This window comes from Leisingera sp. ABD4_442, from assembly GCF_056160905.1.
The window spans coordinates 77,964-91,614 of sequence record NZ_JBSWYB010000015.1 but is presented as its reverse complement, the minus strand read 5'-3'; the positions used below and the strand labels follow the sequence as shown (position 1 = coordinate 91,614).

At 65.4% G+C, this 13,651-nt stretch carries 11 protein-coding genes; 1 reads left to right on the top strand and 10 read right to left on the bottom strand.

What is annotated here, in order from left to right; translation table 11 throughout:
• Positions 1 to 145 precede the first annotated feature (145 nt).
• The 10 genes from ACXAHG_RS13355 to qhpG form a co-directional block, all read right to left on the bottom strand.
• On the bottom strand, positions 146 to 1,846 hold the full coding sequence (locus tag ACXAHG_RS13355) for an AMP-binding protein (protein ID WP_475058040.1): 1,701 nt from the start codon (positions 1,844 to 1,846) through the stop codon (positions 146 to 148).
• A 67-nt stretch (positions 1,847 to 1,913) separates the two neighbouring features.
• Entirely contained in the window at positions 1,914 to 3,317 is a 1,404-nt protein-coding gene (locus ACXAHG_RS13350; RefSeq protein WP_475058038.1) for an aldehyde dehydrogenase family protein, read from the bottom strand.
• A 15-nt stretch (positions 3,318 to 3,332) separates the two neighbouring features.
• A complete protein-coding gene (locus tag ACXAHG_RS13345; RefSeq protein WP_475058036.1) occupies positions 3,333 to 4,328 on the bottom strand; it encodes a helix-turn-helix domain-containing protein in 996 nt (331 codons plus the stop codon).
• Complete coding sequence (gene qhpE / locus ACXAHG_RS13340; protein WP_475058033.1) at positions 4,325 to 4,981, bottom strand: subtilisin-like serine protease QhpE; 657 nt, start codon at positions 4,979 to 4,981, stop codon at positions 4,325 to 4,327. The genes ACXAHG_RS13345 and qhpE overlap by 4 nt, the downstream gene beginning before the upstream one ends.
• Positions 4,978 to 6,597 (bottom strand): ABC transporter ATP-binding protein, encoded by a 1,620-nt coding sequence (locus ACXAHG_RS13335; RefSeq protein ID WP_475058030.1) that lies wholly within the window; start codon positions 6,595 to 6,597, stop codon positions 4,978 to 4,980. Before ACXAHG_RS13335 ends, qhpE begins: the two co-directional genes overlap by 4 nt.
• A 113-nt stretch (positions 6,598 to 6,710) precedes the next feature.
• Entirely contained in the window at positions 6,711 to 7,790 is a 1,080-nt protein-coding gene (gene peaD, locus ACXAHG_RS13330) for a quinohemoprotein amine dehydrogenase subunit beta (RefSeq protein ID WP_475058028.1), read from the bottom strand.
• A gap of 13 nt (positions 7,791 to 7,803) precedes the next feature.
• Complete coding sequence (gene qhpC, locus ACXAHG_RS13325) at positions 7,804 to 8,127, bottom strand: quinohemoprotein amine dehydrogenase subunit gamma (protein ID WP_271906682.1); 324 nt, start codon at positions 8,125 to 8,127, stop codon at positions 7,804 to 7,806.
• Positions 8,124 to 9,548: a quinohemoprotein amine dehydrogenase maturation protein gene (gene peaB, locus ACXAHG_RS13320; protein ID WP_475058025.1), complete on the bottom strand. Its 1,425-nt coding sequence runs from the start codon at positions 9,546 to 9,548 to the stop codon at positions 8,124 to 8,126. The genes qhpC and peaB overlap by 4 nt, the downstream gene beginning before the upstream one ends.
• A 17-nt stretch (positions 9,549 to 9,565) precedes the next feature.
• The gene (gene peaA / locus ACXAHG_RS13315; RefSeq protein WP_475058023.1) at positions 9,566 to 11,089 is read right to left on the bottom strand and encodes a quinohemoprotein amine dehydrogenase subunit alpha; all 1,524 of its coding nucleotides are present in this window, start codon (positions 11,087 to 11,089) and stop codon (positions 9,566 to 9,568) included.
• On the bottom strand, positions 11,065 to 12,423 hold the full coding sequence (qhpG, locus tag ACXAHG_RS13310; protein WP_475058021.1) for a flavin-dependent monooxygenase QhpG: 1,359 nt from the start codon (positions 12,421 to 12,423) through the stop codon (positions 11,065 to 11,067). Before qhpG ends, peaA begins: the two co-directional genes overlap by 25 nt.
• A 160-nt stretch (positions 12,424 to 12,583) precedes the next feature.
• On the opposite strand from qhpG, the gene qhpR reads away from it, so the two are divergent.
• Positions 12,584 to 13,636 (top strand): AraC-like transcriptional regulator QhpR, encoded by a 1,053-nt coding sequence (gene qhpR / locus ACXAHG_RS13305; protein WP_475045137.1) that lies wholly within the window; start codon positions 12,584 to 12,586, stop codon positions 13,634 to 13,636.
• The last annotated feature ends 15 nt before the right edge of the window (positions 13,637 to 13,651 follow it).

Genomic DNA, 13,651 nt, shown 5'->3' with positions numbered 1-13,651 from the left:
AAGGAAGGCGTCATCGAGGCCATGAAATTCTTCACAAACGTCAAGACATACTCCCTCCCCTGGCCGGAGTAAAACACGCCACAGGGGGGACGCAGCGGCGATGACAGCTGCTAACCTGGCGCCTGGGCTGCAGAAGCCCGGGTGCTCAATGAGCGAGCTGCCTGACCATCTCCGCACGCATCTTGAATTTCTGCGGTTTGCCGGTGACGGTCATCGGCAGCGTTGCCACAATCCGCACATATTGCGGGATCTTGAAATGTGCGATCTGGCCTTTGCAATGGCTGCGCACCTCCTCTTCCTCCAGGCTGGTGCCCGGTGCGGGCACGATCCAAGCGCAGACCTGCTCGCCGAATTTCTTGTCCGGCACCCCGAACACTTGGGCATCCGCGATCCGCGGGTGGCGGATCAGAAACTCCTCGATCTCGCGCGGATAGATGTTCTCGCCGCCGCGGATGATCATGTCCTTCACCCGCCCTGTGATGCTGCAGAACCCCTCTGCATCAAAAGAGCCAAGGTCGCCGGTGCGCATCCAGCCGTCCCGGATGGCCTCCTCAGTCGCCTCCGGGTCGTCCCAATACCCTTGCATGACTGAGTAGCCGCGTACCAGCAGCTCGCCGCGTTCCCCTGCAGGAACGGTGTGGCCCTTGTCATCCACTGCCTTGATCTCCAGATGCGGATGCGCGCGGCCTACGGTGGTGCAGCGTTTCTCTGCCGGGCCGGTGGTGAGGCTTTGAAAGGAGACCGGCGCGGTTTCGGTCATGCCGTAGCAGATCGTCACCTCCTGCATATGCATGTCGGTATTCACCCGGCGCATGATCTCAATCGGGCAGGGGGCGCCTGCCATGATGCCAGTGCGCAGGGAGGACACATCACGCGGTGTCTGGTCCAGTTCTTGCAACATGGCGACAAACATCGTTGGCACGCCATAGAGCGCGGTGGCGCGCTCCGCGGCGGCGGCTTTCATAACCGCGACGGGTTCAAAGGCCTCGCCGGGGAAGATCATCGCCGCCCCCTTGGACACCGCCCCCAGCACCCCCATCACCATGCCGAAACAATGGTAAAGCGGTACCGGGATCAGCAGGCGGTCGGCCGCGGTCACCTTGATGCGGCTGGTGACGAACCGGGCGTTGTTGACGATGTTGAAATGCGTCAGCGTTGCCCCCTTGGGCAGGCCGGTGGTGCCAGAGGTGAACTGGATGTTGATGGCTTCATCCGGGTTCAGCCTAGCAGTGATCTCGTCCAACGCGGCGGTGTTCGCACCCGCGCCCATCTCCTGCAAGGTTTCAAAGGGCAATACGCCAGGACCGGGATCCGCCGCCATCACCACCGCATGGCGCAACGCGGGCAGCCGGACCGCTGCCAGCTGCCCGGGGGCGGCGGCAGCCAGCTCAGGTGCCAGCTCCCGGATCATGCCCAGATAGTTGGAACTCTTGAAGCATTCCGCTGCGATCAGCACCTTGCAGCCGGTCTTGTTGAGCGCATATTCCAGTTCCGCCAGCCGGTAGGCCGGGTTGATCGTGACCAGAATGGCACCGATCCGCGCGGTAGCGAACTGCGTCAGCACCCATTCGCAGCGGTTCGGCGACCAAATCCCGACCCGGTCGCCCTTGCCAACCCCCAGTTCTAACAGCCCTGCCGCCAGTTCATCCGCCTTTTGCGCCAGTTCCGCATAGGTCATCCGGAGGCCCGCATCCGAAAACACCAGCGCCTCGCGGCTGCCATACTGCTCCACCGCCTGACGCAGAAGGGCTGGAATCGTGACGTGCTGCAACGGCGGTTCACTTGGCCCCTGCACATGCGACAGGCCGTCAATCGGAGCGGTGAGGTCAGTTTGCGGGTCAGTCATTGGTGTTCTCTGCTGGGTAAGCGGACCGGGCCGCTGCAACGGCAACCCGGCCGGGTTTCAAAGGGGGTCAACCGCGGGCGACGTTGATCACCTGCATCTGGGTGTATTCCGCCAGCCCCTCGACCGATTGCTCGACGCCGAGGCCGGAGCCCTTGAAGCCCGCCATCGGGATATGCGGGCCGATGTTCAGCTGCTGGTTGACCCAGATGGTGCCGGATTCAATGCGCCCTGCAATCTCGGTTGCCTTGGCAGTATCGCCCGAATGCACCGATCCACCCAGCCCGTAGTCGGAGGCATTGGCCCGCGTGACCACATCGTCGATATCGTCAAACCGGATCACCGGCAGCACCGGGCCGAACTGCTCTTCGTCGACGATCTTCTGCCCGTCGGTCACATCCCGCACGATGGTCGGCGGCACGAAATACCCCGGGCCATCCTTAGCCGTCCCGCCTGCAATGATCTGGCCGCAGGCGCGGGCGTCCTCCAAGTACCCCTTGATCTTGTCGAACTGCGCCTTGTTCTGGATCGGGCCTATGGTCGTCCCCTGCTTCATGCCGTCATCGACCACCGCCTGCCCGGCCAGCGCCGCCAGCTCAGCGCAGAAGTCATCGTAGATATCGCTGTGCACATAGGCGCGTTTCACCGCCAGGCACACCTGACCCGCATTCAGGAACGCGCCGCCATAGACCTTCTCGGCAGCAGCCTTCACATCCACATCCGGCAGCACGATGGCCGGATCGTTTCCACCCATCTCCAGCGTCACCCGCTTCATGGTGTCCGCCGCACACGCCATGATCCGCTTGCCGGTCTCCGACGAGCCAGTGAAGCCGATCTTGGCCACATCCGGATGCGCCGTCAGCTTGGGGCCCAGGTCATTGGCATCGGTGATGATATTGACCAGGCCTGCCGGTAAGATACGCGCGCAGATCTCACCCAGCTTCAGCGCCGCAACCGGGGTGGTCGGCGCAGGCTTTAGAACAATGGCATTGCCCGCCATCAGCGCAGGCCCGATCTTCCAGCAGCACAAGAGCAGCGGGAAGTTCCAGGCGATGATGCCCGCGACCACGCCCAGGGGCTTGTGCCGGGTCTCAATGCGGAACTCCGCGTCGTCCTGGATCACCCGGTCCGGCAGCTCCAGCGTCGCGGTATGCGCCAGGTACCCTTGCGACCAGGCCACCTCACCCTGCGCCTCGGGCAGCGGCTTGCCCTGTTCCCGGGTGATCAGCCGCGCCAGCTCATCCGCCTCCTCGCCGATGGCGGCGGCCAGCGCCTCCACCTTAGCGCGCCGTTCCGCCATAGGTGTCTCTGCCCAGCCCCTTTGCGCTGCCTTGGCGGCGGCAACCGCCTGCTCCAGATGCGCCTCAGAGGCATGCGGCACACGGGCAAACACCTCCTCCGTTGCCGGGTTGATCACCTCGATCATGCGCTCCGCCGAAACCTGTTTGCCGTTGATCAGCATGCCATAGTCCATTGCCGTTCTCCCTGTTTAACCGTCAGCCGGATTTGATTGGGAAAGACAACCACGCCCCGGCGGCGCGGTCTTGGGGACGGGTGCCAAAGAATTTGCGTCCTGCGCCAAAATTCCGCCGCGATTGCAGGTGTTGAGAAACCCGCGCGGCGAGCTGCCGAATTGCTGGCGGAAGCTGCGGTTGAAGTGGGAGATATCGCCAAACCCCGCGCCATAGGCGATCTGGGCAATCGGTACCCGGGCGCCCTGCCGTGCCGCATGGCGCAGCTTGCCCGCCACCGCGGCCAGCCGGGTGCGGGTCAGGCACTCGGTGAAGGTGGTGCCGTTTTCCTGAAACTCCCGCTGCAGCTGGCGCCGTGACAGCCCGGTGCGCGCGGCCAGCGTATCCACCGTCAGCCCCGGGTCGGCACTCAGCAGCTCCAGCGTCTCGCGCACCAGACGGAAGCGGTGCTTGCGGCTGCTCAGGCTGCCTGCGCCCGGTGGCACGCCTGCACCGGCAAAGGCCAACGGCACCAGGTCAAAGATATAGCCCGCGTTGTCCTGTGCTCCGACCGCATCCATCAGCCCGCATAGGCTGGCGTGCAGCGGATGCGCCGGAGTGATCTTGCAGCCTGCAGCGGGCATCTCGCGGCGCCGCTCCAGCACCAGCGCCCGCGGCAGATGTGCGGACAGAAAGGCGGCAGGCGTGCCAGTGATGCAAAGCTCTGCCATGCGGGTGGAATCGAGCAGCAGGAACTCCCCTGGCCTCAGCATGGTCTCGCGGCCTGCATGTTGAATTCCGATTTCGCCTTCCAGCTGGCGCAGCAGAAAGAAATGCTCCAGATCGTCGCGCAGGATGCCCTTGCGGGTGCGTTCAATGCGGGCCGCCGGACAGCGGATCTCGGCTACATCGATGCCGCTGCGCTGGCGAAGGATGAACGATCCGGCCCACTCCCGCGCGGACCGGCCCGGGGTTGCATAGTAATGCCCGCAGCTGGCACGCAGGGTGCTGTTCCAGTGGTCAAAACAGATCATGCGGCTTGCGGGCCTCCCGCCCCGATGCGTTCGCGGCCGTTGAAAGAGGGGGACTGCAGCATTGCGTCTGCTCCGCCTTGCCTGCAGGCTAGGGCCAGCAGTCCAGTGAAATGCGCCGCCGCCAGGCTGGCCCCCCGCACCGGTGTGCCGGGACCGCCCGGGCAGGCTCCATAGCGCGCCGTGGCCAGGTTCAAAAGCGACCACTGGCCAACGCCGCAGCGGGCATCTCCCTGCACGGAAAGCACGCCCTCGTACCCCGCCGGATAGACCGGCCCGCCGCGCGCCGGGGCGGAGGCCACCAGCAGTTTCCCCGCAGCCTGCACCGCCGCCACTGCCTCCGCCAGTTGCGGGCTGGCCTCACCATGGCCAAAGGAGCAGTGGACGATCTCCGCCTCCGTCACTGCGGCATGGCGCAGCGCCTCCGCCACGATGGCGAGCGAAGTGGACAGCCGCCCGGGAAAGATGCTGAGCCCCAGGATCTGCGCGTCGGGCGCATTGGCTCGGATGGCAGCAGCCATGTGGCTGGCGTGCAGCGCCGCCGGGCTTTTGGCGGCCCTCGGGTGCAGCTTGCAGACATCTGTGCGCGCGATGAGGCCCGGGGTCTCCGCCGCCAGCGGACCGTCAATCAGCGCTATCCGCGATGCGGGGGTCATTCCTGAGCCTCCTCCAGGTCGATTACCATGTCGAACTCCCCGCCCGCCGCCGCGCCGCCATGGGCAGTCAGGATGCGGGTGGCATGGGGAAAGGCTTCGTCGATATGGGCCAGGATCCGGGCGGCGGTGGCGGGATCCACCTCCGACAGCGCCTCATCCAGGATCAGGACGTTAAACGGCACCAGCAGCGTCCGCAGCAGGCACAGCCGCTGGCGCTCACCGCCAGACAGGGTCAGCCCGTTTTCACCCAGCGGGGTGTCCAGGCCCTCAGCCCTGTGGAACCTGTCCGACAGGCCGGACAGCTCCAGCAGTGCCCAGACCTGCGCTTCATTCTCCGCCTTGGACCAGAAGGCTCGGCTTTGGAACAGGTTGTCTCGCAGGCTGGCGCCAACGGTGAAAGGGCGCTGGCCGGCATAAGCCACCCGCTCCGGCAACATGGCCCCGCTCAGCAGGCCCAGATCCGCGCCACCAAGGGTCACATTTCCGGCTATGGGCCGCGCTTGCCCGCACAGCACCGCCAGCAAAGAGGTCTTGCCCGCCCCGCTTGCCCCTTTCAGTGCCACCCTTGCGCCTTCGGGAATGGTCAGGGTAAGCGGGCCAAGGGGCACGGCGGCGCCACGAACCACGGTTACGCCGGCCAGTTCCAGAGTATAGCCTGTGGGTGCAAAGCGGGCAGGTTGGGCAAGGGAGGTTTGCATCACCGCATCCAGCCGCGCCGCTGCAACCTTGACCCGCGCCTGCGCGTGCCATAGGCCCAGCAGCGACTGCATCGGCCCGGTCATGAAGCCCATATAGGCGATGAAGGCAATGAGCGAGCCCAGCGGCCACTCGCCCCGGATCACCATCAGCCCGCCCGCCAGGAATATCGCCGAGCGGGTCAGCGCCGACAGCAGCACCGGCACCGCGCGGGTGAATTCGCCCCACAGGTTCTGCGCAATCAACCTCTGGCTCAGCCCCGCGTGGTCGCGCAGGCTGCGCCGCTGCGCCCATGCCGAACCGCGGGCGGCCTGCAGCGCGGGCAGGCCGAACAGCGTCTCCGACAGCCCCGCGGAATACCGACCCTGCATCTCGCGCACTGCCGCCGCGTGGCGCTCGGTCCGGGGCCGCGCCCAGATCAGAAAGGCCAGCTCGGCAGGCGCCAAAAGCGCCGTCAGCAGCCCCAGCCGCCAATCCAGCACCATCAGCATCGCAGAGCCGCCAACCAGCCGGATCAGCGCCGAGGAGCCGCCCAAGACTGCGTTGAATGCAAACTTCTGCACCTCCGCCGCGTCGCCATCAATCCGTGCCAGCAGCTCACCCGCGCGCTGGCTGGCAAACCACCCGGCCGGCTTGGCGGCCAGCCGCGACAGCAGCCTCTGCCGCATCCGCGCCAGCATCCGGACCGAGGCGCGCATATGCAGGATGTTGCTCAGTGCACCGGTGCCGGTTGCCAAAAGACCAACTGCAAACAGCGCCGCGGACCAGGTCACCAACTGCGCCGCATCCCCCGCCATCAGCCCGCGGTCGATCACCAGCTTGCTGATATAGGGCGGCAGCAGGCCAAGCGCGGCAGCGGCAAAGCTGATCAGCAGCAGCACCGCCAGCCGCCGCCGGTGCGGGCGCAGCAGCGGCAGCAACCAAGCGGCTGTTGCGGGTGTAAAAAGCGCCGCACCTGCACGCGAAGGCAGGCGCGGCCAGGCCCGGGCAGCGGCACTGCCCGGCTGGGGGGAAAGTTTGGCAGCAGGCCCGGTCATCCCTGCGGCACGACATGCAGGGTGGAGACAGACATATCCCCGCCCGACGGCATCCGGATTTCGCCCACCCGTTCCAGCGTTTCGCTATCATAGATGCCGATGTCGTCATTGGTGCCCGCGACATAGATCTCTTTCCCGTCGCTTGAGACATTGACGACGTAGTAGGTGTGCGGCAGGTCCACCCGCTTGACCAGCTCCTGGGTTTCCAAGTTGTGCTTGGACAACTGGGTATAGACACCATACAGATGCTTGGGATCCGTCGCGCTGCGCACGGCGGAGAACATCAGCACCTCGAAGGAGGCGAAATCGGCGATCTCCGTTTCCCCCGTTGTCAGGTCAACGGACTGATATCCCCAGACAAAATCCGCCAGCTCCTGCTGGGTTTCGTCCGTAAACACCGCCGCCGTGTACATCAGCAGCATCTCGTCGTTCTGGCTGCCGGTCGGCCAGAACGCCAGCACGTCCGGCGGGCTGTAGGTGGGGCGGTCCCAGCTGGCATTGGCAATCGCCACCTCTGTTTCACCGTTGGAGGGATCCACCCGGTAGATCTCATGCCCGGCCACATAGACCTGCCCGTTGCGGTCGCTCGCCATCAACGTGGAGCGGCGCGGCGCCTCGAAGGTGGCGGACGGCTTCGCCTCCAGCCCGGCGCTGGCGTCATAGACGGCGAATTCCGGCTGCATCACCTCATAGCGGTCGGTTTTCTTGCGTACGGGGTTGCGCACCGTGTAGATCTGGCTGCCGTCCTTGGACACTGCCAGCGAGGCCAGCGAGCGGCGGGTCACATCGCCCTCGGACTGGGCGGCGTGAAAGACCTTTTCGCAGGTTTCGATATCGACCCCGACCACATCCTGCCAATGGTTCAGCAGCACATAGGCAATGCGGTTGTCCGGCGACATGGCAATGACACCGGGTGTTACATTCGCCCCCAGTTCGCAGTCGGCTTTGACTGAGCGGTCCGCTGCATCAAAGACATAGAGGTTGGAGGGCCGGGCCACCGTCACCAATAGGTCGCCAGCGGCCAGCGGCAGGGCTGACGCGCAAAACGCGGCAGCAGCAAAAAGCGCGGATTTCATGATGCGAGTCTCCTCAGGTTTCTGCGTCGGTGGGGTAGGTGGCGCCAAGCGCGCGCCAGTCCTTGGCGGCATTGGGCGCGCCCTCGTCCCAGTTCGGGTGGTTGACCATGATGTCGGGCACCTGCGCGGGCCACCAGCAGGGGTCGGAGCAACCGTAAAGGTCCGCCTCCATCGGCTGGCAGAGGGCAGCAAGGCCGCCAAAAGGGTCGACCTCCCAGCCCGGGTCAAAGGTGGTGGCACAGCCGGCGGTCACGGTCTGCATTGCGCGGACCTCTTCCATCTGGCCTTCGGCGGCGGCTTGCTGAACGCGTTCGGCTTTCTGATTGAGCGGTTTCATTTTCCAAACGCCCTCCTCGGCGCAACATGGTGGTGAAAATACTGCGGTGCCTGGGCGATCAGCCGGGCATAGGCGGCGACCCCGAAATCAATCCAGTCGCGCATCAGGTCGCAGTAGTGATAGGTCGGCATCATCGGGTCGCTGAAGTGGGCGTAGCTTTCGTGGTAGCAGCCGCCCGCGCACAGGTTTCGGATGCGGCAGGTGGCGCAGCCCTTCTCTGTGCGGTCAGACCGTGCCTTGATGAAGCTCGACAACTCCTTGCGTTTGATGCCGTCATCGACGGTGCCGAACTGGTCCATTTCCGAGCCGGTGAACCGGTGGCACAGGTTCAGCGCACCATCGTGATTCACTGCCAGCATCCCCACCCCGGCCCCGCAGGGCAGCGCCTTGGAGCGCCCCTCGTAGAGGTCGTTCATCATCTGATGCATGTTGGAAAAGCCGATGTTGCGGCCTTCAAGCGCCGCCTCGATATAGAGCCTGCCAAGGGATTTCATGCCCTCGAAAACCTCCAGCAGCTCGGCACCGTTCAGGTTGAAGGCATCCATCTCGCCGGAGGTGACTGGCGAAAACCCCACCTCGGCGAAACCGATATCGTTCTTCAGATGGTCCCAGATCTCGACGATATTTGTGATGCCTGCGGTCAGGGTGACGCGGGCGCCCACCGGCTTGGATTTGTACCGCGACAACAGCAGCCGCGCCTTGGCGGCCACGGTGTCATATGTGCCCTTGCCGCCCACCGTCTTGCGGTTCAGGTCATGCTGCGCCTTGGGCCCGTCGATGGAGACCGTCAGGCTAAAGCGATGGTCGTCCAGCCAGTCAATCAGCGGCTCGGTCAGCAGCGTCGCGTTGGTCGTCAGGCTGAAGTTCACCTCCTTGCCAAGCGCCGCGAAATGCGGCTCGGCCCAGTCCACCACCAGGCGGATCAGCGGCAGATTCGACAGCGGCTCTCCGCCGAAGAACACAATGTTATAGCTGTCCCGGTCCGGGTTCTCGGCCAGCAGCATCTCCGCCGACTTCCGCGCGGTCTCAAAGGCCATCTTCTGCCCCTTCGACGGCACCGCCAGGTCCTCCTTGTAGCAGTAGGAACAGGCCAGGTTGCAGCCGGTGTTGACGTTCAGAACGATGGTGGTCAGCGGGAAGGTCTCGATCTCGATCGGCGGCCGTTCCGGCTGCAGCGGGCGGCCGTCGTTGACGATATCCAGCCGCACCAGCCCGTCGAGCCTTGCCGCTGCATCCTCCTCTGCAAACCGCGCTTCGAACTCGTCCATGGAGAACGCCTGCTCCTGCGCGGCATAATCAAGGATATCCCGGTCCACCCCGTCCATCTCGAAGATCGAGGTGGTCGGGACGTGGAACAGAACCTCGCGCCCCCCGACCTCAACCCGGTGCGCATTGGCCGGTTGATAGTGAAAGTCTTTCATGGTCTCTCTCCCCTGTCTCAGCGGATCGGCGGGTCGATGAAGCGCTGCACGGTGACGATCAGCATCGCCTCCGCCTGCTGGCCCATCGCCTCCGCCTGCACTGTCAGCTCCCCGGCATTGTTGGCGCTAAACGGCCGGTTCGGATTGGGGCCGGCAACCGCGGGCGCAAAGATGCCGTTTGCCTGCATTTCCCCCGCAAATTCAGTGTCTTTCATGTGGACTGCGTGCTCATGCGCGTTGGCCACGGTCCATTGCGCCTCAATCCGTCCGATACGTACGTCGTCCTCGGTGCCTGCTTGGCCGTCGGGGCCGTTCCACATGCCAACCGCGTTGAAATAGGCAGGCACCGCTGCCGGTCCTTCCTCGCTGCCGCCGCCCACGCGGGCGATGGTGAACTCCGGCTCCACCCGCAGGCTGTCGAGCGAGATGTAATGGGCGATCTGCCCCTCGGCCCCGCCTGCGCTGAAGCTGACAACGCCATTGCCCTCAGACGCCAGCGAAAGCGCCGCGCCATAGGTGTTCGCAGCCGCATCGCCACTGGAGCTGTCCAACCCGCCCAGCCCGGTGCCAACCACCTGCACCTGCGCCTCCCCTGCTGGAACGGCAGAAGGAACCGTGCCTAGGATGACGCTGCCGGCCCCGTCCCGCACACCACTCAGCGACGCGCCCAGGGCGTCGTTGTTGCGATCAAACTGGCGGCCCTGCAGGCTGTTGCCATCTTCCGACAGCGCCAGCACCTGGCGGTAGGCGGTACCGCCAATGTCCAGATTGGCGCGCCATTCATAGCCGGTATAAAGGTTCATCTGCCCCGACGCAGGATGCGCGGTGCCGTCCGCCGTCATGAACGCGCCGCTGACCTGATAGGGCGAGGCATCGCCCGTCACCGTCAGCTTGCCATAGGCCTCACCGATGCCGGGCAGATCGGTCATCACCACCCAGTCGCCCGCCACCGGCTGCTTCTCCGCCGCCTGCCAGTCCGACCAGGCAGCCGTTTCCAGCGGGTTCTTCTCCGCCAGATAGCCGGCGATTTCGGTCTTGGCGATCTTGTACCACTCCCGGTCGCGGCCAAGCGCCTGGTATTCGATGGTGGGGAAATGGCCGACATGGAAATCCATGTGCAGCACCCACTCCTCCGCCGTGCGGTTCTGCAGCAGCCCCCGCGCGCCGGTATGGCAGCGCGCGCACATCGAGGCGAACGGTTCGTCAAAGCTCTCCTGCGCGTTCGGGTCCTTCTCCAGCGCATAGCGGAACGGCGCGGCCTCGGACGGTGCCAAGCCTTGCGTGTCCGCCAGATGCTGCACGATGGCGCGGCGGTCTTCTGCGCCGATCTCCAGCCCGTGCGCCTGCTGCATCCGGACGATGGTCATCATCCAGCCCTCGGGCGTTTTGCGCTGGCCGCTGATCCGGCTCAGCCCGCCCTCCTCAGCCGTGTGGCAGCTGGAGCAGGTGTTCTGCAGCAGTTCCTCGCTGGCCATTGCTGGCACCGCGCCCGCCGCGGATATCAAAAGTGCAGCCGTCAGGCCGCGGGGTCGTAGTTGCATGGATCAGTCTCCCTGTTTGCAGTGTCCCAGGGGATCTGCGCCCCCTCGGTAAACCCTTGTGACAAAAGCCATTGATGGATTGCCCGCGCCGCCTGCGGCGGGGCCTCTGGCAGAACCGCGCTGTGAAAGCGCTCCGCGTCCGGCAGCGGCTGCCCGTTCAGGCGGCGCAGCAGCGGCACGATCTCCTGCCCGGCAGCAAAGGCCGCACCGCCCGGGGCATCGCGGGTGATCAACACCTCGCGCCGCGCCAAATAACCGTCCTGCACCACCACTCGCGTGCCCACATGCGGGCGGATGTCCGTGTCATGCGCCGGGGCCTCATCCGGCCAGGCCGCGCGCTGTTGCCAGAACGGTGTCTGAAACCCCGCCTCGCGGTAAAAATCGCGGCCCACCCGCACCTGCCGCCAAAAGGTCTCTGCCACCCGGTTGCGGTAGAAATCACGGGCCAGCGCCGCATCCCCCGCCAGCAGCGTCCGCGCGATGGGCGCCGCCATCAGCGCCGAGGACACCGCCCAGAACATCCCGTGCCCCGACAGGGGGTCCAGCGCCACCGCCGCATCGCCGAGGCGCGGGCAGCGCGGATCCAGATCCGGCGCCGCCAGCCGCGGCGCAATCGCATGAACAACGGGGCGGCGGGGCAGAGGGAGATCCGTCAGCACTGTCTCCCACAGTGCCGCCACCGCTGTCTTGCCGCGTGCCGGCCCCAGCGAGGCCGCAGCGCCCACTGCCTGCAGCCACAATCGGCCCCGGTCCACCGGAACCGACCAGATCCAGCCACCGGGCTGGGCCTCGATCCGCGGCGTCTCCATTTCGCCCGCCCGCGGCGGCACAAATCCGGCAATGGAGATCGTGTCCGGCCCCACCAGCTCAGCCCGGCTCAGATCCGAGCCCTGGCGCGGTGCGCGGCGGCCGCGGGCCTCAAACAGCAGCCGGGCGGTCAGGCAATTGCCATCGGCCAGGCGGATTTCGCCCGCCTCCGGCCGCACGCTGGACACTGCCGCATAGATAACACGGACGCCTTCAGCCCGCGCCGTCTCCAGCAGCCCGGCATCAAAGGCGCTGCGGTCGGCCAGATGCTCGCTATTCTGGCCGCCCTGAAATGCGCCCCAGTTGACATGGCGCTGCGCCGCAGGGCCGATCCCCGCCAGCGGCAGCCGGTGCCGCGCCAGAATCGCGGCGACGCGGGCTGACATCCCCTCATACCGGGGCGCACGCGGCGGCAGTGTGGCCAGCGCCACGCGGAAGCCGGCCCGCGCCAGCAGAACCGCCGCCACCGACCCGGCCGGGCCGCCGCCTGCTATCGCAATATCAAAGGTGCCATTTTGAGGTGCCATTTACACAAGCTGCACCGCCGGTGCGGCCCTTGTGGCGGACGCATCCGGACAACAACCCGACATTTCCGGACAGAATCGGCGGCTCAGCCCCGGACCGCGGCAATTTTTCTGGAATGACGGATTTTTGCGGTATTCTGGCGCAATCCTGAGGAAATACGCGATGCCACACAATTATCAGCCCCGGATTTCTGCTTCCACTTTGAACGATCCGCTGCGGGCGGTTGAGTTCATGAATGGCGATTCCGCCTCGCTTTGCCGCAATGCCCGGATCACGCCGGAGGACCTGCACGGCGAGATCGGCCTGAAGAAATTCGTGGACTTTTGCGAACATGCTTCCGAGCAGCTCGGCCTGCCTGATTTCGGCTGGCGGGTCGGTTCTGTTTTTGATTTGCAAAACCTTGGCACGCTTGGGGAATTCATCAAACAGGCACCAACGCTGGGCGCCGCTCTGTCGTTGTTCCGCAATGCTTTCCCGATGGTGCAAAGCGATTCTGAAATGCGGCTGGATGTCGATGGGGACAAGGCGCGGCTAACCTACCGCATCCTGGACACCGGCATCTGGCCGCGGCAGCAGGATGCAGAGCTGACTCTGTCGGTGTTCCACAGCCTGATCAAGTCCGCCGCCGGACCGGACTGGCGGCCGGACCAGCTGATGCTGGAGCACGAATCAAGCGCCCTGCACAGCCACAGCACGGCTGGGCCCCGCTGCGCGGTGCAATTCGCTGCGCCCTCAAACACGCTGGTGTTCCACGCAGGCCTGCTGGACCTGCCGCTGTCCAGCAGACAGAACCAGGCGTTCAAGGAAGCCTCCCAGCGGATTGTCAACTCTGCCCGCCAAAGCGAACGCGCCGCGCCGGTGACAATCCGGGTGCGCCGTGAACTGCTGATGCGCATCGGGCAGGAAAGCTTTGAACAGACCACCGTCGCGGCAGCGCTGGGCATGTCACGGCGCACCCTGCGGCGCAGGCTGGAAGACGAGGGTCAGAAATTCTCCCGGCTGCTGGCGGGCTGCCGCATGGAAATTGCCAAGCGCATGCTGATGGCGCCGGGTGTGCAGATTCAGGAGATCTCCGAGAAACTGGGCTATTCCGAGGTTTCCGCGTTTGAGCGCGCCTTTCGCCAGCAGGAGGGCGCAACACCCAGCCAGTACCGAAAGAACGTCTCTGCCGGTGCCGAACGGGTGCTGCAGCCGCTGGGCGATGGCACAGGCTGACGCGGGAAACCGGGC

Bases quoted from the DNA above. Each gene is read 5' to 3' on its own strand.
- ACXAHG_RS13355 (WP_475058040.1), bottom strand. From the start codon at position 1,846: ATGACTGACCCGCAAACTGACCTCACCGCTCCGATTGACGGCCTGTCG.
- ACXAHG_RS13350 (WP_475058038.1), bottom strand. From the start codon at position 3,317: ATGGACTATGGCATGCTGATCAACGGCAAACAGGTTTCGGCGGAGCGC.
- ACXAHG_RS13345 (WP_475058036.1), bottom strand. From the start codon at position 4,328: ATGATCTGTTTTGACCACTGGAACAGCACCCTGCGTGCCAGCTGCGGG.
- qhpE (WP_475058033.1), bottom strand. From the start codon at position 4,981: ATGACCCCCGCATCGCGGATAGCGCTGATTGACGGTCCGCTGGCGGCG.
- peaD (WP_475058028.1), bottom strand. From the start codon at position 7,790: ATGAAATCCGCGCTTTTTGCTGCTGCCGCGTTTTGCGCGTCAGCCCTG.
- qhpC (WP_271906682.1), bottom strand. From the start codon at position 8,127: ATGAAACCGCTCAATCAGAAAGCCGAACGCGTTCAGCAAGCCGCCGCC.
- peaB (WP_475058025.1), bottom strand. From the start codon at position 9,548: ATGAAAGACTTTCACTATCAACCGGCCAATGCGCACCGGGTTGAGGTC.
- peaA (WP_475058023.1), bottom strand. From the start codon at position 11,089: ATGCAACTACGACCCCGCGGCCTGACGGCTGCACTTTTGATATCCGCG.
- qhpG (WP_475058021.1), bottom strand. From the start codon at position 12,423: ATGGCACCTCAAAATGGCACCTTTGATATTGCGATAGCAGGCGGCGGC.
- qhpR (WP_475045137.1), top strand. From the start codon at position 12,584: ATGCCACACAATTATCAGCCCCGGATTTCTGCTTCCACTTTGAACGAT.